The organism is Streptomyces sp. L500 (genome assembly GCF_054551825.1).
The window spans coordinates 41,108-58,852 of sequence record NZ_JBTOLC010000026.1; the positions used below are offsets into that span (position 1 = coordinate 41,108).

A 17,745-nucleotide genomic window follows, 5' to 3' on the forward strand; every position below is an offset into this window, starting at 1 on the left:
ACCGGCCACCGCTGCAAATGATCACATGGAGGACGTATGTGCCGTACACGTGGGGGGTCCGTGATGAGAGGGATCGTCACCGGGGCCGGACGGCGGCCCCGGTGGGACCGGCCGGTCAGCGCACCCCGACCGAGGCCAGCGCGCGGGTCTGGCGGGTCGTCGGGCGCACCGGGAAGTAGAGGTAGCAGACGCCGCCCGAGCCGCTCCTGACCTGCCCCTGGGCGTTGTGGCGCTTGGTCCGCAGCCAGATGTTCTCGAACTGCCGCCGCTTGTAGACGCGTTCGACGGCGGCGTCGGAGGGGCTGGCCGGGTCGTTGGCGATGACGTCGCCGCTCTCGGTGAAACCGGTCACGCACATCAGATGGCCCGCCGTGCCGTATCCGGCTCCGTCGAGCTCGGTGGCGAGGAAGGACTGCGAGGTGATGACCGGGATCCCCGCGCGGACCAGCCGCTCCGCGTCGTTCAGCGAGCGGAGCCGGGTGACCACGCCCTGGAGGTCGTGGTACGTGGCGGCGTAGGCGGCGTTGAAGGGCCAGTTGCCGCAGCCCTTGTACTGGTTGTCGTAGGTGTACCGGGCCGCGTGGCAGACCTGGGGGTCGGCGTAGGAGGGGTCGACCCAGGCCAGGTCGCGGTCCGAGGGCCGCCGGCCCCAGTACTCGATCACCATCTGCGAGGAGGTGGGGCTGCACCACGCCTCGCCGCCGTTGTCGTACTCCGGGTACTGGCCCTTGTGGATCTCCTGCGAGTAGCGCGGGACCCGCAGCCGGTGGCCCGCCCCCTCCCCCGGCCGGGAGGCGGGGACCGTGAAGCGGTCGGGGATGTCGGAGGCCATGGCGCCCAGCCGCCAGACGGTGGGGCTCAGCCGGGTGCCGGGCCTGCGGTACAGGGTGAGCCGCAGCTCGTACGCGGCCAGGCGCGTGCCGCTCGCGCGGTCGTCGACGGCGAGGGTGTCGGTGGAGACGCTGCTGCGTTTGTCGCCCTGGCCGTCGACCGAGGTCCGCCGGATGTCGCCGGGCGCGTCGCCGGAGGTCCAGCGGCCCATCACGTACCAGGGGGTGCGGGTGCCGTCGGTGTAGGAGGCGCGCAGCTCGGCCTGGAGCCAGGTGCCGGCGGGGGTGCGGGCGTTCCAGGAGACGACGATCTCCGTGGCGGGCGCGTCCAGGCGGCGGAGCGGGGAGAGCCAGGTGGCGTACTCCCAGCGGGCCGTGGTACCGGTGTGCGGGTCGGTGTGGTCGACGTGGCCGAGGGGACGGTCGATGACGAGCCCGGGGCGGTCGCCGCGGACGACCTCGGTGCCCGCGCCCTTTCCGCCGGACCACTGGGGGAAGGTGGACCAGGCCCGGTAGTCGACGGAGCCCTCCGGGCGGGCGGAGCCGCCGCCGGCCGGCGCGCTCGCGGCGGAGACCGAGGCGAGCGGCCCGGTCACGGCCGTGAGGGCGAGGGCGGCGGTGAGCACGGTGCGGCGCGGTGTGGGTCTGCTGGACATGTGGCCCCCAGTCGTGTGTGGTCGGTGCCGCGGGCTGCCGGACCGGCCCGGCGGGCCGGACCACTATCGCGCCACCGGACGGCCCAGGCCAGTGATTCCCGCGCGGCGCGTCCCCCATACCGCCGATGGCGGTCGCAGGGGGCGCGGTCCTAGGGGGGTGCGGTCCTAGGGTGGTGCGGTGAACGAACGAACCACGCTGGGCGGCCTCGCCCGCCGGCTGAGCGCGCTGCCCCCGTCCGTCGGCCCCGTGCGGCTGGTGGCGGTGGACGGGCACGCGGGCTCCGGGAAGACCACCTTCAGCGAGCGGCTGGCGGCGGCCCTGGGCGGCGCCCCCGTACTCCACCTCGACGACCTCGCCACGCACGAGGAGCTCTTCGAGTGGACCGGGCGGCTGAGGGAGTGGGTACTGGACCCCTTCACGCGCGGCGAGACAGCGCGGTACCGCGCCTACGACTGGGTGACACGCCGATTCACGCCGGAGGAACGGGAGTTGCCCGCAGCTCCCGTGGTCCTGCTGGAGGGCGTGGGCGCGGGACGCGCGGAACTGAGGCCGTTTCTGGCGTGTCTGCTGTGGATGGAGTTGACGCATGAGGGCTCCTGGGAAAGGGGTCAACTCCGCGACGGCCCCGAACTGACCGAATTCTGGGACGGCTGGAAGCGAGCGGAGCGGGCGCATTTCGCCGCCGACCCGTCCCGGCCCTACGCAGGACTACTGGTACTCCAGTGCAACGAGGGATACGAGGTACTGGAGAGGCACCCGAAAACCGACTGACCAGCGCTTCCCCTCACTCTCCGTGCACACCCACGCCCGAACCGCGCCAAGGGTGCGTAGGTTCCCCGCCTACTGCCCCAACTCGGCTTGACCCAGGGGGCTTACAGGACTTACGTTCTCAATGTGCGGCCCCCCAAGGCCGCTTGCAGACGCGAAGCCCCCGGTTGTTCCCCCGTGATCGGGGGCTTCGTACTGCCCCCGTCCGGCGATTCGCGCCGTTTGTTCCCTCGCACCGCCGTACGGAGTCACCCTGGGTGATCGCTCTCCGGATCGCTTTCCCGGCCGCCCCCGGCTCACTCCCGTGCCGCGAACCGCTCCTCCACACCCTTCGGCCGACACCGATCGCGCAGGTACGATGCGAGACGGCGCACCCGACGGCGGGCGGCCCCGGGCCGGCCGCGCGGGACGCGTCGGCATTGATGGTCAACTCCCGTCCACAGCACAGCGGTTCGGAAAGGCGCGGCCAAGGCACTCGCCCGTCGGCACGGCACGCTACGGGGGCAGGTTTGTGGGGGACGTGATGGATCTCGGCATGCAGGGCCCGCCCGCCCCGGCCGATCTCGCCTGGCTGCGCGCCGTCGACGCCTACACCATGGGCGCGTACACCGAGGCCGAGAAGGAGTTCCGGGCGGCGGTCCGCGCCGATCCGGGGATGGCGGACGCCTGGCTCGGTCTCCACGCGCTGCGCGCGGAGACCACCACCGCGCTGCTGCGGATGTACCGGCACCGCGACCGCTTCGGAGAGCAGCGCGCCCGCCACCGGCGGCCCCTTAACTCCTGGTACTGGCTGGGCTGGTGGGTACAGCCGGTGCTGGAGAGCCATCGCGATCTGCTGCTCGCCCATGCCTCGCACTGGCTCGACAGCAGGCACGTCCCCGAGCTCGACCGCGCCCTCGCCGGCTGCCCGCCCGTGGAGACCGACGCCCAGGTGCGCTTCCTCCACGCCTGCCGCGCCTATCTCGTCAAGGACTGGGAGCACCTCGTCCGCCACACCGAGCCCCTCCTCGACGACGCGCTGCTCGGCATCGAGGCGGGCCTGTTCGGCGGCATGGCCCGGGTGCGCCTGGAGATGTACGGGCAGGCCGAGCCGCTGCTGGCCGCCGCGCTGATGCGCTGCCGCAGCGAGCAGCCCCAGCGCAAGGAGCTGCGCTACTGGCTCGCCCGCGCCCACGAGGGCACGGGCCGCAGCGCCGCCGCCCTCCCCCTCTACCGGGCCGTCCACCGGGTGGACCCGACCTTCATGGACACCGCCGCCCGGCTGACCGCCATCGCCGACGGGGACGGCCTGGACGACGTCCCGGTGGACCTGGCGCCCGTACCGCTCGGCGGGCCCGTCGCCCCCGAGCCGCAGGAGCCCGGCGTGGAACCCGAGCCCCAGCCGTTCACCGACCCCCTCGACCTGCTGACCGGCACCGATCCGGATCCCGCGCCGTTGCCCGGCGGCACGCCGGGCAACGCCCCCGTCGAGGCCGACGGCGTACGGGAGAAGTTCCGCGTCCCGGCCCAGGGCGGCCCGCCGCCCGCGCCCGGCCGCTCGGACCCGGTGCTGCTGGCCAAGGCCCTCGCCGAGCTGGAGCGGATGGTCGGCCTCGAACCCGTCAAGCGCCAGGTGCGGGCGCTGTCCGCGCAGCTGCACATGGCCCGGCTGCGGGCCGGCCAGGGGCTGCCCGTCCAGCCCCCCAAGCGTCACTTCGTCTTCTCCGGCCCCTCCGGTACCGGCAAGACCACCGTCGCCCGGATCCTCGGGCGGGTCTTCTACGCCCTGGGGCTGCTCGGCGGCGACCATCTCGTCGAGGCCCAGCGGGCCGATCTCGTCGGCGAGTTCCTGGGCCAGACGGCCGTCAAGGCCAACGACCTGATCGACTCCGCGCTCGGCGGGGTGCTCTTCGTCGACGAGGCGTACAGCCTCTCCAACTCCGGCTACAGCAAGGGCGACGCCTACGGCGACGAGGCCCTCCAGGTCCTGCTCAAGCGCGCCGAGGACAATCGCGACCGCCTCGTCGTCATCCTGGCCGGCTATCCCGAAGGCATGGACCGCCTGCTGGCGGCCAACCCCGGCCTCCACTCCCGTTTCACCACCCGAGTGGACTTCCCCAGCTACCGCCCCGCCGAACTCACCAGCATCGGCGAGGTCCTGGCCGCGGAGAACGGCGACGCCTGGGACGAGGAGGCGCTGGAGGAACTCCGCAGCATCAGCGCCCACGTGGTGGAGCAGGGCTGGATCGACGAGCTCGGCAACGGGCGCTTCCTGCGCACCCTGTACGAGAAGAGCTGCGCGTACCGGGATCTGCGGCTCTCGGGGTACGCGGGGACGCCCACGCGGGACGATCTGGCGACGCTGCGGTTGCCGGATCTGATGCAGGCGTACGGGGAGGTTCTCTCGGGGCCGGGGTGGGGGTCGCCCCGGCGCCGGCAGGGCGACGCGCCACAGGATCCGGCGCCGTGACGGCTCCGCCTGGGGTTTCGGCACCGCCGAGCTCCCCGGCGGGGGTTGAGCGCCGTCGCGGCGGGACCGGGGCATGCCCTCCGCCGCGACGGCGATCAGCCGCCGGCTGCCGGCCCGGCGGTGCCGGACCGCCGTCAGCCCGTCATGACGGCGGCCCGCTGCTCAGGAACCGCCACCGGAACCACCCGGTGGGCCGGATCCCGCACCTCGCCCACGAGCATCTCCAGGACGTCCTCCAGGGCGACGAGCCCCAGCACCCGCCCCGACGAGTCCGCGACAGCGGCCAGGTGCGCGGCGGCCCGCCGCATCACGGTCAGGGCGTCGTCGAGCGGCAGCTCGGCGCGGATCGTCTGGACGCGGCGCCAGACGTGCTGCGGCACCGCCCGCTCGCGGTCCTCCAGATCGAGGACGTCCTTCACGTGCAGGTAGCCCATGAAGGCCCCGCCCGGGGAGGCGCATATCGGGAAGCGCGAGTAGCCGGTCCGGACCGTCAGCTCCTCGACCTGGCGGGGGGTGACCGACGGGTCGACCGTCACCAGCGTCGCCGGGTCCAGCAGGACGTCCGTGACCGGGCGGCTGCCCAGGCCCAGCGCGTCCTCCAGCCGCTCCTGCTGCTCGGGCTCCAGCAGGCCGGCCTGCCGGGAGTCGTCGACCAGCCGGTTGAGCTGCTCGCTGGTGAAGACCGCCTCCACCTCGTCCTTGGGCTCGACGCGGAAGAGCCGCAGCACCCCGTGGGCGCAGGCGCCGAGCAGCCGGGTGACCGGCCGGCACAGCCGGGCGAAGGTCACCAGGCCCGGGCCGAGCCACAGCGCCGCCCGGTCGGGGGCGGACATGGCCAGGTTCTTCGGCACCATCTCGCCGATGACCAGGTGGAGGAAGACCACCAGGGCCAGGGCGATCACATAGCCCAGCGGGTGGATCAGCCCCTCGGGGAGACCCATCGCGTGGAAGGCGGGCTCCAGCAGCCGCGCCACCGTCGGCTCGGCGACCGCGCCCAGCGTCAGGGAGCAGATGGTGATGCCGAACTGGGCCGCCGCCATCATCTCGGGCAGGCTCTCCAGCCCGGTCAGGACGGTGCGGGCGCGGCCCGAGCCCTCGGCGGCCTTCGGCTCGATCTGGCTGCGCCGTACGGACACGAGCGCGAACTCGGCGCCCACGAAGAAGCCGTTCGCCAGCACCAGCAGGACGGCGAAGAGGAGTTGCAGCACGTTCATCGCCGCTCCCCCGCCGTAGCCGCCGTGGTGTCCGTACGGACGAACCGCACCCGCTCGGCGCGGTGGTGCCCGACACGGCGGACCTTCAGCCGCCAGCCGGGCAGCTCGGCGCCGTCGCCCGGGGCGGGGATGCGCCCCAGCAGGCCGGCGACGAGACCGGCGACGGTCTCGTAGGGGCCGTCGGGCGCCTCCAGGCCGATGCGCCGCAGCACGTCGACGCGGCAGTCGCCGTCGGCGTCCCAGACGACGTGCCCGTCGCCGCGCGGCACCTGTACCAGGGCCGGACGGCCCGCGTCGAGCGCGTCGTGCTCGTCGCGCACCTCGCCGACGAGCTCCTCGACGATGTCCTCCAGGGTGACCACCCCGGCCGTGCCGCCGTACTCGTCGACGACCACGGCTATCGGCTGTTCGCTGCGCAGCCGCTCCAGCAGCGGCTGCACCGGCAGGGTGCCGGGGACGAGCATCGGGGCGACGGCGATGCGCGTCACGGGGGTGCGCAGCCGCTCGTGGCCGGGTACGGCCAGCGCGTCCTTGAGGTGGACCATGCCGATGACCTCGTCGAGGCGCTCCCGGTAGACGGGGAAGCGGGAGAGGCCGGTGGCGCGGGTGAGGTTGAGGACGTCCTCGGCGGTCGCGCCGGACTGGAGGGCGCTGACCTTCACCCGGGGGGTCATGACGTGCTGGGCGGTCAGCCCGCCGAGGGAGAGGGTCCGTACGAACAGGTCGGCGGTGTCCTGCTCCAGGGCGCCGGCCCGGGCGGAGTGCCGGGCGAGCGAGACGAGTTCGCCGGGGGTGCGGGCGGAGGCCAGCTCCTCGGCGGGCTCCACGCCCAGGGCCTTGACGAGCCGGTTGGCGACCGTGTTCAGCCCGGTGATCACGGGCCGGAAGAGATGGGCGAAGACGCTCTGGGGGCCGGCCACGAAGCGGGCCACCTGGAGCGGCCGGGAAACGGCCCAGTTCTTGGGCACCAGCTCGCCCACGACCATCTGCACGGCCGAGGCCAGCAGCATGCCGGTGACGACGGCGGCACCGGGCGCGGCGGAGGCCGGCAGCCCGGTGGCGGCGAGGGGGCCGGTGAGCAGCCTGCCGAGCGCGGGCTCGGCGAGCATGCCGACCACCAAGGAGGTGATGGTGATGCCCAGTTGGGTACCGGAGAGCTGGAAGGAGAGCTCGCGCAGCGACGCGACCACGGTCCGGGCCCGGGGGTCGCCGTCGGCGGCGGCCCGCTCGGCCTCCGGCCTCTCGACGGTCACGAGCCCGAACTCGGCGGCGACGAAGAAGCCGTTCGCCAGGATCAGCAGGAGCGCTGCCACGAGCAGCAGAAGAGACACGGTGATACTCATGACGCCGCCTCGCTGAGGGGGGCGGCGCAGGTACTACAGGACGATCCGTCCATTGCCGGAGTACGTCACTCCTCGGTTCGCGGGTGTCCCCGGTGTGGGGCGGGCACGTGTGTGCCCGTGGCACCAGAGTAATCAAGGAACCGTCGACGGCATCGTCAGGTCGTGAACCGGATCGCTCACGTCATGAACGGGATCGTTCAGGCGGGGAGACTGCGGGGAAACGGTGGGGGTCTCGCGTCAGTCCGCGGAGTGGACGGTTCCGTGGGCGTCGACGAGCGCGCGCAGGGCGCGGGCGTCGGCGATGGCCCGCTGCCTGTCGATGCCGGTCTGGATGCCCATGGCGGGCAGGCTCGTTCCGTCGGAGAGGTCGAGGTGGACCCAGGAGTCGCCGGAGCGCAGATTGACCCGCACGATCTGCGCCCAGGCGAGCCGGCGGACGGTCGTCAGATTGGTGACGGTGACGCCGTCCTCGGTGGCGACGACCTTGGGCCGGCTGAGCAGCGTCAGGACCCCGAGCCCGAGCAGCCCGGTGGTGATGAACGTGACCCGGTCCCCCGTGGTGAACGACTCCAGCAGCAGCGACATCACCGTGAGCACGACGACCAGGGCCACGCCGATGCCGAGGAGCACGGCGCGGGTGCGGGTCGGGCGGAAGGTGACGGGCAGCCGGTGGGGTTCGGCGGGCGGCACGGGGGAGGTCACGTCGGTGTTCTTCCTCGGGTCGTGAGGGGGTCCTGAGCGCTCGGGGTCCTGGGGGGCCGTCAGATGCGGCAGGCGTGGATGCCGGTGGTCAGGATGGCGCGGGCGCCCAGGTCGTAGAGCTCGTCCATGATGCGCTGGGCGTCCTGCGCGGGGACCATCGAGCGGACGGCGACCCAGCCCTCGTGGTGCAGCGGGGAGACGGTGGGCGACTCCAGGCCGGGGGTGAGGGCGACGGCGCGCTCGACGTGCTCGACACGGATGTCGTAGTCCATCATCACGTAGCGGCGGGCGACGAGGACGCCCTGCATCCGGCGGAGGAACTGCCGGACCTTGGGGTCGTCGGCGGGGGCGCCGTGGCGGCGGATGACGACGGCCTCGGACTTGAGGATCGGCTCGCCGATGATCTCCAGTCCGGCGTTGCGCAGGGTGGTGCCGGTCTCGACGACATCCGCGATGATCTCGGCGACGCCGAGCTGGATGGCGGTCTCGACGGCGCCGTCGAGGTGGACGACGGAGGCGTCGACGCCGTTGTCGGCGAGGTGCTTGGTGACCAGGCCGGAGAAGGACGTGGCGATCGTCATGCCGCCGAAGTCGCCGACGTCCCGGGCCGTGCCCGGGCGGGTGGCGTAGCGGAAGGTCGAGCCGGCGAAGCCGAGCTGCATGATCTCCTCGGCCCGGGAGCCGGAGTCGAGCAGCAGGTCACGGCCGGTGATGCCGATGTCGAGACGGCCGGAGCCGACGTAGACCGCGATGTCGCGGGGCCGCAGGAAGAAGAACTCGACGTCGTTCTCGGCGTCGACGAGGACGAGCTCCCTGCGGTCCTTGCGCTGGCGGTAGCCGGCCTCATGGAGCATCGCCGACGCAGGCTCGGAGAGAGAACCCTTGTTGGGAACGGCGATGCGCAGCATGAGGTCGATTTCCTTTTGTACGGAGAAAAGAACGGGTGGGGTGTGGTCCGCGGATCCGGTGGATCTACAGGTGAGCGTATACGTCGTCGAGGGAGATACCCCGGGCCACCATCATCACCTGAAGGTGGTACAGCAGCTGGGAGATCTCCTCGGCCGTGGCCTCGGCGCCCTCGTACTCGGCGGCCATCCAGACCTCGGCGGCCTCCTCGACGACCTTCTTGCCGATGGCATGAACGCCCTTGCCCACCAGCTCGGCGGTGCGGGAGGTGGCGGGGTCGCCGGAGGCCTTCTGCTGGAGCTCGACGAAGAGCTCCTCGAACGTCTTCTTGGACATGGTCCCCCTACCCTACGCCGCTCCCGCCCCGGGTCAGTGCCAGGGCTCGGAGACCGAGCGCAGGGTCACCGCCGTGGCGACGGCCGCGGTGACCGCCTCGTGGCCCTTGTCCTCGGCGGAGCCGTCCAGCCCGGCACGGTCCAGGGCCTGCTCCTCGGTGTCGCAGGTCAGCACGCCGAAGCCGATCGGGACGCCGGTGTCGACGGAGACCTGGGTCAGGCCCTGGGTGACGCCCTGGCACACAAAGTCGAAGTGCGGGGTGCCGCCGCGGATGACGACGCCGAGGGCGACGATGGCGTCGTAGCCCCGGCCGGCCAGCACCTTGGCCACGACGGGCAGCTCCCAGCTGCCGGGGACGCGCAGCAGCGTCGGCTCGTCGATGCCGAGCTCGTGGAGGGCCCGCAGGGAGCCGTCGACGAGACCGTCCATCACCTTCTCGTGCCACTGTGCCGCGATGACCGCCACCCGGAGGTCCTGGCAGTTCTTCACACTCAGCTGGGGGGCGCCCTTGCCGCTCACGTACCGTCTCCTCTTTCGTTGTCTGTCGATCACTGGTTGCCGCAGGCGGAGACGTGCTCGCCGTCCAGCCAGGGCAGGTCGTGTCCCATGCGGTCCCGCTTGGTCCGCAGGTAGCGCAGGTTGTGCTCGCCGGCCTGTACGGGCATGGGCTCGCGGCCGTTGACCTTGAGGCCGTGCCGGACGAGGGCGGCGGTCTTGTCGGGGTTGTTGGTCATCAGCCGCAGCGAGCGCACCCCGAGATCGGTGAGGATCCGCGCGCCGGCGGCGTAGTCCCGGGCGTCGGCCGGCAGGCCCAGCTCCAGGTTGGCGTCGAGTGTGTCGTGGCCGTCCTCCTGCAGCTGGTAGGCGCGCAGCTTGGGCAGCAGGCCGATGCCGCGGCCCTCGTGGCCGCGCAGGTAGAGGACGACGCCCCGGCCCTCCTCGGTGATGCGTTCCAGGGAGGCGTGGAGCTGGGGTCCGCAGTCGCAGCGCAGCGAGCCGAAGACGTCGCCGGTGAGGCACTCGGAGTGGACGCGCACCAGGACGTCCTCGCCGTCGCCGAGCTCGCCGGCGACCAGCGCGATGTGCTCGACGCCGTCGACGGTGGAGCGGTAGCCGTAGGCGGTGAAGTCGCCGAAGGCCGTGGGCAGCCGGGTCTCGGCCTCGCGCCGGACGGTGGGCTCGGAGGCGCGGCGGTAGGCGATCAGGTCCTCGATGGAGATGATCGACAGGCCGTGTTTGCGGGCGAAGGGGACCAGCTCGGGCAGGCGCAGCATGGCGCCGTCCTCGCCGGCGATCTCCACGATGGCGGCGGCCGGGCGGAGCCCGGCGAGGCGGGCGAGGTCGACGCCGGCCTCGGTGTGGCCGTTGCGGGCCAGGACGCCGCCGGGCTTGGCGCGCAGCGGGAAGACGTGGCCGGGGCGGACGAAGTCGCCGGGGATGGCGGCGGGGTCGGCCAGCAGCCGGATGGTGACGGCGCGGTCGGCGGCGGAGATGCCGGTGTCGGTGCCGTGGGCGCGGGAGGCGTCGACGGAGACGGTGAAGGCGGTGCGCATCGACTCGGTGTTGCGGGTGACCATCTGCGGCAGGTCGAGCCGGTCGATGTCCGGCTCCTCCATGGGCACGCAGATCAGGCCGCGGCACTCGCTCATCATGAAGGCCACGATCTCGGTGGTGACCTTCTCGGCGGCGACGATGAGGTCGCCCTCGTTCTCGCGGTCGGCGTCGTCCACGACGACGACGGGCCGGCCGGCGGCGACGTCGGCGATGGCGCGCTCGACGGGGTCCAGGACGATCTCGTCGCTCGCGTACCAGCTCTGCAGGGCGGTCATGCCGCCACTCCTTCCGTAACAGTTGCCGTGGCCGCGCTGCTCATCCGCGAACGCAGCCACCAGTCGCGCATGCCCCACAGGACGAGGGCGAAGTAGACGACGTAGACGAGGCCGGAGAAGGCGAGCCCGCTGTCGAAGGCGAGCGGGACGCCGACGACGTCGACGAGCAGCCAGGCGAACCAGAACTCCACCAGCCCACGGGCCTGGGCGACCATCGCGGCGAGGGTGCCGACGAAGATGTACGCGTCCGGCCACGGGTTCCAGGACAGTTCGGGGACGGCCGTGAAGAGGGCGCCGACGGCGACGGTGCCGGCGGCGGTGCCGGCGAGGAGCACCGCGCGCTCGCGCCAGGTGGCGAAGCGGATGGCGAGGGAGCCGTCCTGGGCCTGCCGCCTGCCGCGGGTCCACTGCCGCCAGCCCCACGCCGCGACCCCGATGACCAGGAGCTGCTTGCCGACGCCACCGCTGAGGTGGGCGGAGGCGTAGGCGGTGACGAGGATGAGGCCGGACAGCAGCTGGGCGGGCCAGGTCCATATGGAGCGGCGCCAGCCGAGGGCGAGGGCGGCGAGGCCGATGGTGTTGCCGATCATGTCGGACCAGATCACCTTCTGGCCGAAGGCCGAGAAGGCCTCCTGGCTGAGCCAGTCGAGGGCGCTCACGCGACGACCTCCTCGGCGGCGTTCGCTCCGGCGGCGGGCTTGCCGAGCAGTCGCTCGACGTACTTGGCGAGGACGTCCACTTCGAGGTTGACCGGGTCCCCGGCCCGCTTGACGCCGAGGGTGGTCAGGGCGAGCGTGGTGGGGATGAGGCTGATGGTGAACCAGTCGTCACCGGCCTCGACCACCGTCAGGCTCACCCCGTCGACGGTGATGGAGCCCTTGTCCACCACGTAGCGGGCGAGCGGGGCCGGGAGGGCGATCTTCACGATCTCCCAGTGCTCGCCGGGCACGCGCTCGACGATGGTGCCGGTGCCGTCGACGTGGCCCTGGACCAGGTGGCCGCCGAGCCGTCCGCCGAGCGCCATGGGGCGTTCGAGGTTGACGCGGGAGCCGGCGGAGAGGGCGCCGAGGCTGGAGCGCTTGAGGGTCTCGGCCATCACATCGGCCGTGAACTCGCCGTCCTCGGTGTCCACGACGGTGAGGCAGACGCCGTTGACGGCGATGGAGTCGCCGTGCTTGGCGCCTTCGGTGACCAGGGGGCCGCGCAGCCGGAAGCGGGAGCTGTCGCCGAGCTCCTCGACGGCGACGACCTCGCCCAGTTCTTCGACGATTCCGGTGAACACTGTCAGTTCTCCTCGGTGGCGGGAGCGGTGGCGGGAGCGAGGGGGGTGGCGGTGACGCGCAGGTCGGGGCCGAGGCGGGAGACGTCGGTGACGTCGAGGCGCAGCGCCCGGGCGATGGTTCCGATGCCGGCGTCGCCGAGGGCGGCCGGTCCGGCGCCCAGCAGGGCGGGGGCCAGGTAGCCGATGACGCGGTCGACGGCGCCGGCGGCCAGGAAGGCGCCGGCGAGGGTGGGTCCGCCCTCCAGCAGGAGGGAGCGGATCTCGCGGCGGTGGAGGACGTCGAGCAGCGCGGGGATGTCGAGGCCGGTGCCGTCCTCGGCGCGCGGCAGCCGTACGGTCTCGACGCCGGTGAGGTGGCGGGTGTCGGCGTCCTCGGCCACGGCGACGAGCGTGGGCGCGGCGTCGTCCAGGACGCGGGCGCCGGGCTTGACGGTGGCGTGGGTGTCGACGACGACGCGCAGCGGCTGGGTGACGGTGCCCCGGCGGAGCGGTCCGCCGCGTACGGCCAGGTGGGGGTCGTCGGCGCGGAGGGTGCCGGAGCCGACGACGACGGCGTCGGCCTCGGCGCGCAGCCGGTGGACGTCCTCGCGGGCCTCGGTGGAGGTGATCCAGCGGCTGGTGCCGTCGGCTGCGGCGCTGCGGCCGTCGAGGGTGGCGGCGTACTTCCACACCACGAAGGGGCGCGCCCGGCGCACGGAGGTGAGCCACGCGGCGTTGCCCTCGGCCGCCTGGCCGGCCAGCAGGCCGCCCTCGACGTCGACGCCGGCGGCGGCGAGGGTGGCCGCGCCGCCGGTGGCGGTGGGGTTCGGGTCGGCGACCGCGTAGACGACCCGGGCGACGCCGGCCTCGATGAGGGCCTGGGCGCAGGGGCCGGTGCGGCCGGTGTGGTTGCAGGGTTCGAGGGTGACGACGGCGGTGGCGCCCCGGAGGTCGTGGCCGGCGTCGGTGGCGGCGCGCAGGGCGTCGACCTCGGCGTGCGGGCCGCCGGCCCGCCGGTGCCAGCCCTCGCCGAGGACCCGGCCGCGGGCGTCGAGGACGACACAGCCGACGACGGGGTTGGGGCTGGTCGAGCCGAGGGCGCGGGCGGCGAGCGCGATGGCGCGTCGCATCGCGTCTGCTTCGGTCGCGGTGGCCACCGGGGTCCTCCTGCCTCATCGGGCAACGGACTCCGGGGCGTCGTAAGGAACGACGATGAGCGGGACCACAGCGGCGGGAACCGTCCGGCCGGGGGACGGGAGAGGGTACGGCGGTGCCAGTGGTGAAACCGGTGGAACCGCCACCCATCCGCGTCACCTGTGGCGGTGGTGCCGATGCGTGCCCGCCGCGCACTGCCTCCCATCCGGACTTTAACCGTCGGTCCAGGAATTTCACCTGGTCAACCGGCCGCCGGCTGCGGTCGGGTCGCGGACTGTAACCGCCGGTTCGGATTTTCACCGACCCCGGAGTGCGCTGCGTAAAAATTGTTCGCTCAATAGTACAAGGCGCCTGACCTGCGGTTTCTTGATCCGCAGGCCGGACGTTCCGAGCGTACGCCGGGCGGCGGCGCGATGTCCATGGGGACTTGACACAGTGCGCCGAGGCTCACACCGAGGGCGACGGAGGAATAAGCGGCGATGGTCCGGACCTATTGACGCACTGGTCTAGTCCTCTTAACCTCTGCCACACCTCCGAGGAGTAAGGGCCCGCCGGTCGGCGCACACCACGGGCCACAGCACGTCGCAAGCCCCCCACGCACCGCGCTCGCAAGAGCCCCCACTGTGAGGAACACGCTCGTGTTGTCCCTGAAGAGACCCACCGGACACCCCCGCCGCGCCCGCCGCGGCCTCGCGCTCGCCTCGGCGGGCACCGCGCTGGCCGGGCTGCTCGTCGGCACCCTCTCGGCCACCGCCTCGCACGCCCAGGACCAGTCCGCCTGTCGCCCCGACGGCCTCTACACCACCCCGGGCGTCGACGTCCCCTACTGTTCGGTCTACGACACCGCAGGCCGCGAGAAGATGGGCGCCGACCACCAGCGCCGCGTCATCGGCTACTTCACCGGCTGGCGCACCGGCAAGGACGGCACCCCCGCCTATCTGGCCCCCGACATCCCCTGGGACAAGGTCACCCACCTCAATTACGCCTTCGCGCACGTCGGGCAGGACGACAAGATATCCGTCGGCGCGGACGGCCCCGACAATCCCGCGACCGGGATGACCTGGCCCGGGACAGCGGGCGCGGAAATGGACCCGGCCCTCCCCTACAAGGGCCACTTCAACCTGCTCAACAAATTCAAGAAACAGCACCCGGACGTGAAGACCCTCCTCTCCGTGGGCGGCTGGGCGGAAACCGGCGGATACATCGACGAGAACGGCAGGCGCGTCGATTCCGGCGGCTTCTACAAGACGGCGACGAACGCCGACGGATCGGTCAACCAGGCGGGCATCGACACCTTCGCCGACTCCGCCGTCGCGTTCGTCAAGAAGTACGGGTTCAACGGCGTCGACATCGACTACGAGTACCCGACCTCCATGAAGGACGCCGGGAACCCCAAGGACTGGGCGCTCGCCAACGCCCGGCGCGGCGGGCTCAACAAGGGCTACACGGCACTGCTGAAGACCCTCCGCGAAAAGCTCGACCGGGCCGGCGCCGCCGACGGCAGGCACTATCTGCTCTCCGTCGCCGCGCCCTCCTCCGGATACCTCCTGCGCGGCATGGAGACGTACCAGGCCACGAAGTACCTGGACTACGTCAACGTCATGTCGTACGACCTGCACGGCGCCTGGAACGAATTCGTCGGCCCGAACGCCGCGCTCTACGACGACGGAAAGGACGCCGAACTCGCCAAGTGGGGCGTCTACACCACCGCCCAGTACGGCGGCATCGGCTACCTCAACGGCGACTGGGCCTACCACTACTTCCGTGGCGCCCTGCCGCCCGGCCGGGTCAATCTCGGCCTGCCGTACTACACCCGCGGCTGGAAGAACGTCACCGGCGGCACCGACGGCCTGTGGGGCCAGGCGAAGACGACCGCCTGCCCGGCCGGTTCGGGGCTGACGACCTGCGGCGACGGCGCCGTCGGCATCGACAACCTCTGGCACGACCTCGACGACAACGGCAAGGAGTCCCCCGCCGGCTCCAACCCCATGTGGCACGCCAAGAACCTGGAGAAGGGCGTCGCGGGCGACTACCTCACCCGCTACGGCTTCCCCGCCGGCACCAAGCTCACCGGCAGCTACGCCCGCCGCTACGACGCCACGCTCACCGCGCCCTGGCTGTGGAACGCCGAGAAGAAGGTCTTCCTCTCCACCGAGGACGAGCAGTCGGTCAAGGCCAAGGCCCAGTACGTCGTGGACAAGGGCCTCGGCGGCACCATGATCTGGGAACTCGCCGGCGACTACGGCTGGAACGCCGCCAAGGGCCAGTACGAGCCCGGCAACACCCTCACCTCGGCGATGTACGACGCCTTCAAGTCCGCCCCCGCCTACGGCGCCCGGCGCGCGACCACCGACCTGCCCGCTCAGGCCCTCGACATCGACGTCAGCCTCACCGACTTCCCCCTCGGCGACTCCAACTACCCCATCAGCCCCAAGCTGCGCATCACCAACAACAGCAAGACCACCATCCCCGGCGGATCCGAGTTCCAGTTCGACTACGGCAACTCGGCACCGGGCAACGCCAAGGACCAGTCCGGCTGGGGCCTGAAGGTCGTCCGCAGCGACCACACGGCGGCGAACAACGTCGGCGGCCTCAAGGGCGACTACAACCGCGTCTCCCTGAAGCTCCCCTCCTACCAGTCGCTCGCCCCCGGCGCCACGGCCGTCGTCGACTTCGTCTACTACCTCCCGGCCGCCACCCCGTCCAACTGGACGGTGACCGTCGGCGGGACGACATACGCGCTGGCCGGCGACCTGGCCCGGGGCACGACCGTGGTCGACCCCGGCGGCGCCACCCCGACGCCCACCCCGAGCGGAACCCCGACGGCGACCCCGACCGGCACGCCCACCGCCACCCCGACGGGCGGCACCTGCGCGGCCCCCGCCTGGGACGCGGCGACCGCCTACAACGGCGGCGCCACCGTCTCCTGGAAGTCCCACAACTGGAAGGCCAAGTGGTGGACCAAGGGCGAGGAGCCCGGGACCACCGGCGAATGGGGCGTATGGCAGGACCTCGGCACCTGCTGATGGACTGAGGCCCGGACGACGACGGGCCGATGCCGAGGAGGGGTCGTATGGACGGCAGCACGGGACGCGGAGAGCGGGGCACTCCCCCGGCGGTCCGCCGGGCCAGGATCGCGATGGCGGCGGTCTTCGCCGTCCACGGCGCGGTCACCGGCAGTTTCGCCACCCGCGTCCCCTGGTTCCAGGACCACCTCGGCATCGGTTCCGGCCGGCTCGGCCTGGCGCTCGCCCTCCCCGCGATCGGCGCGTCGCTCGCGATGCCGCTCGCGGGGCGGATAAGTCACCGCTACGGCTCACGGACCGCGCTGCGCGCCCTGCTCGCCCTGTGGTGCGCCTCGCTGGTCCCGGTCGCCCTCGCCCCCGGCATGATCGCGTTCTGCGCGGCGCTGGCGGTCTACGGGGCCACGTCCGGGCTGGCGGACGTCGCGATGAACGCGCTGGGAGTGCGCACCGAGGAGCGGCTGAGGCGGTCGATCATGTCCGGGCTCCACGGGATGTGGAGCGTCGGCGCCCTCGCCGGTTCGGCGGCGGGCACGGTCGCCGCGCACTCCGGTACGGACGCGCGGGTCCATCTGGGGGTGGCGGCCGGCGTCCTGGTCCTGCTGGGCGCGGTCGTCTGTCACTGGGTGCTGGACCTGCGGGCGGAGCCGGAGGAGCATCCCCCGCCGCGCTTCGCCCTGCCGCCGCGCTCGGCGCTGGCGATCGGGGCGGTGGGGTTCTGCGCAGTCTTCGCGGAGGGCGCGAGCCTGGACTGGTCGGCGGTCTACCTGCGGGACGTCGTGGGCTCCGGCGCCGGCGTCGCGGCGGGCTGCACCACGGCCTTCGCCTGCACGATGGCGGCGGCCCGGCTCGCGGGTGACGCGGCGGTGCGGCGCTTCGGGCCGGTGCGCGCCGTACGGGCCGGGGGCGTCCTGGCGACGGCCGGCGGGGTGCTGGTGATCGCCGGCGGTTCGGCGGTGCCGGTCATCGCCGGATTCGGCCTGATGGGGCTGGGCATCGCGGTCGTCGTGCCGCTGGCCTTCGCGGCGGCCGGGCGCAGCGGGCCCGAGCCCAGCCGGGCGATAGCGGGCGTGGCCACCATCACCTACACCTCGGGGCTGGTGGCGCCGGCCGTGATCGGGCAGATCGCGAACGCCGGCTCGCTCACGGTGTCCTTCGCCGTCGTGACGGCGGGGGCCGCGGGGCTGGTGGCGGGCGCGGGCGTGCTGCGCGCCCCGGTCCGCGCGGCGTCGGCGGACCGGGCCGCGCCGGCCGTCGAACACCGCTGAGGCG

General features: G+C 72.7%; 15 protein-coding genes and 1 riboswitch. Of the genes, 4 read left to right on the forward strand and 11 right to left on the reverse strand.

Features of this window, described 5'->3' with window-relative positions:
- Positions 1-115 precede the first annotated feature (115 nt).
- Entirely contained in the window at positions 116-1,486 is a 1,371-nt protein-coding gene (locus ACX9I7_RS22310; protein ID WP_387576283.1) for a peptidase C39 family protein, read from the reverse strand.
- A 178-nt stretch (positions 1,487-1,664) separates the two neighbouring features.
- On the opposite strand from ACX9I7_RS22310, the gene ACX9I7_RS22315 reads away from it, so the two are divergent.
- Together ACX9I7_RS22315 and ACX9I7_RS22320 are read left to right on the forward strand one after the other, a co-directional pair.
- On the forward strand, positions 1,665-2,258 hold the full coding sequence (locus tag ACX9I7_RS22315) for a uridine kinase family protein (protein ID WP_459388307.1): 594 nt from the start codon (positions 1,665-1,667) through the stop codon (positions 2,256-2,258).
- A 520-nt stretch (positions 2,259-2,778) separates the two neighbouring features.
- On the forward strand, positions 2,779-4,704 hold the full coding sequence (locus tag ACX9I7_RS22320; protein ID WP_387576287.1) for an AAA family ATPase: 1,926 nt from the start codon (positions 2,779-2,781) through the stop codon (positions 4,702-4,704).
- 134 nt (positions 4,705-4,838) lie between these two features.
- Here the strand turns inward: ACX9I7_RS22320 and ACX9I7_RS22325 are convergent, their stop codons facing one another.
- The 10 genes from ACX9I7_RS22325 to ribD all read right to left on the reverse strand — a co-directional run bounded on the left by ACX9I7_RS22325 (position 4,839) and on the right by ribD (position 13,452).
- Positions 4,839-5,918 (reverse strand): hemolysin family protein, encoded by a 1,080-nt coding sequence (locus tag ACX9I7_RS22325; protein WP_189454059.1) that lies wholly within the window; start codon positions 5,916-5,918, stop codon positions 4,839-4,841.
- Positions 5,915-7,255, reverse strand: coding sequence for a hemolysin family protein (locus ACX9I7_RS22330; RefSeq protein WP_459388322.1), 1,341 nt, complete (start codon positions 7,253-7,255; stop codon positions 5,915-5,917). The genes ACX9I7_RS22325 and ACX9I7_RS22330 overlap by 4 nt, the downstream gene beginning before the upstream one ends.
- Before the next feature lie 243 nt (positions 7,256-7,498).
- Positions 7,499-7,963, reverse strand: coding sequence for a PH domain-containing protein (locus ACX9I7_RS22335; protein WP_358622580.1), 465 nt, complete (start codon positions 7,961-7,963; stop codon positions 7,499-7,501).
- Positions 7,964-8,022: 59 nt separating this feature from the next.
- Positions 8,023-8,871 carry an ATP phosphoribosyltransferase gene (hisG, locus tag ACX9I7_RS22340; protein ID WP_358622577.1) on the reverse strand — a complete coding sequence of 283 codons (849 nt, stop codon included), beginning with the start codon at positions 8,869-8,871 and terminating at the stop codon, positions 8,023-8,025.
- 64 nt (positions 8,872-8,935) lie between these two features.
- Positions 8,936-9,205: a phosphoribosyl-ATP diphosphatase gene (locus ACX9I7_RS22345; protein ID WP_045932822.1), complete on the reverse strand. Its 270-nt coding sequence runs from the start codon at positions 9,203-9,205 to the stop codon at positions 8,936-8,938.
- A 33-nt stretch (positions 9,206-9,238) separates the two neighbouring features.
- Complete coding sequence (gene ribH / locus ACX9I7_RS22350; protein ID WP_387576290.1) at positions 9,239-9,724, reverse strand: 6,7-dimethyl-8-ribityllumazine synthase; 486 nt, start codon at positions 9,722-9,724, stop codon at positions 9,239-9,241.
- Between the two features lie 29 nt (positions 9,725-9,753).
- Positions 9,754-11,034, reverse strand: a complete 1,281-nt coding sequence (locus ACX9I7_RS22355) for a bifunctional 3,4-dihydroxy-2-butanone-4-phosphate synthase/GTP cyclohydrolase II (RefSeq protein WP_387576292.1) — start codon at positions 11,032-11,034, stop codon at positions 9,754-9,756.
- Positions 11,031-11,693, reverse strand: coding sequence for a nicotinamide mononucleotide transporter family protein (locus ACX9I7_RS22360; RefSeq protein WP_459388308.1), 663 nt, complete (start codon positions 11,691-11,693; stop codon positions 11,031-11,033). The genes ACX9I7_RS22355 and ACX9I7_RS22360 overlap by 4 nt, the downstream gene beginning before the upstream one ends.
- A complete protein-coding gene (locus ACX9I7_RS22365; RefSeq protein WP_358622569.1) occupies positions 11,690-12,316 on the reverse strand; it encodes a riboflavin synthase in 627 nt (208 codons plus the stop codon). Before ACX9I7_RS22365 ends, ACX9I7_RS22360 begins: the two co-directional genes overlap by 4 nt.
- A 2-nt stretch (positions 12,317-12,318) precedes the next feature.
- A complete protein-coding gene (gene ribD, locus ACX9I7_RS22370) occupies positions 12,319-13,452 on the reverse strand; it encodes a bifunctional diaminohydroxyphosphoribosylaminopyrimidine deaminase/5-amino-6-(5-phosphoribosylamino)uracil reductase RibD (RefSeq protein ID WP_459388309.1) in 1,134 nt (377 codons plus the stop codon).
- Positions 13,453-13,637: 185 nt separating this feature from the next.
- Positions 13,638-13,768, reverse strand: a riboswitch (FMN riboswitch).
- A gap of 320 nt (positions 13,769-14,088) precedes the next feature.
- On the opposite strand from ribD, the gene ACX9I7_RS22375 reads away from it, so the two are divergent.
- Together ACX9I7_RS22375 and ACX9I7_RS22380 are read left to right on the forward strand one after the other, a co-directional pair.
- Positions 14,089-16,476 carry a chitinase C-terminal domain-containing protein gene (locus tag ACX9I7_RS22375; RefSeq protein ID WP_459388310.1) on the forward strand — a complete coding sequence of 796 codons (2,388 nt, stop codon included), beginning with the start codon at positions 14,089-14,091 and terminating at the stop codon, positions 16,474-16,476.
- 47 nt (positions 16,477-16,523) lie between these two features.
- The gene (locus ACX9I7_RS22380) at positions 16,524-17,741 is read left to right on the forward strand and encodes an MFS transporter (protein WP_459388311.1); all 1,218 of its coding nucleotides are present in this window, start codon (positions 16,524-16,526) and stop codon (positions 17,739-17,741) included.
- Positions 17,742-17,745: the final 4 nt, after the last annotated feature.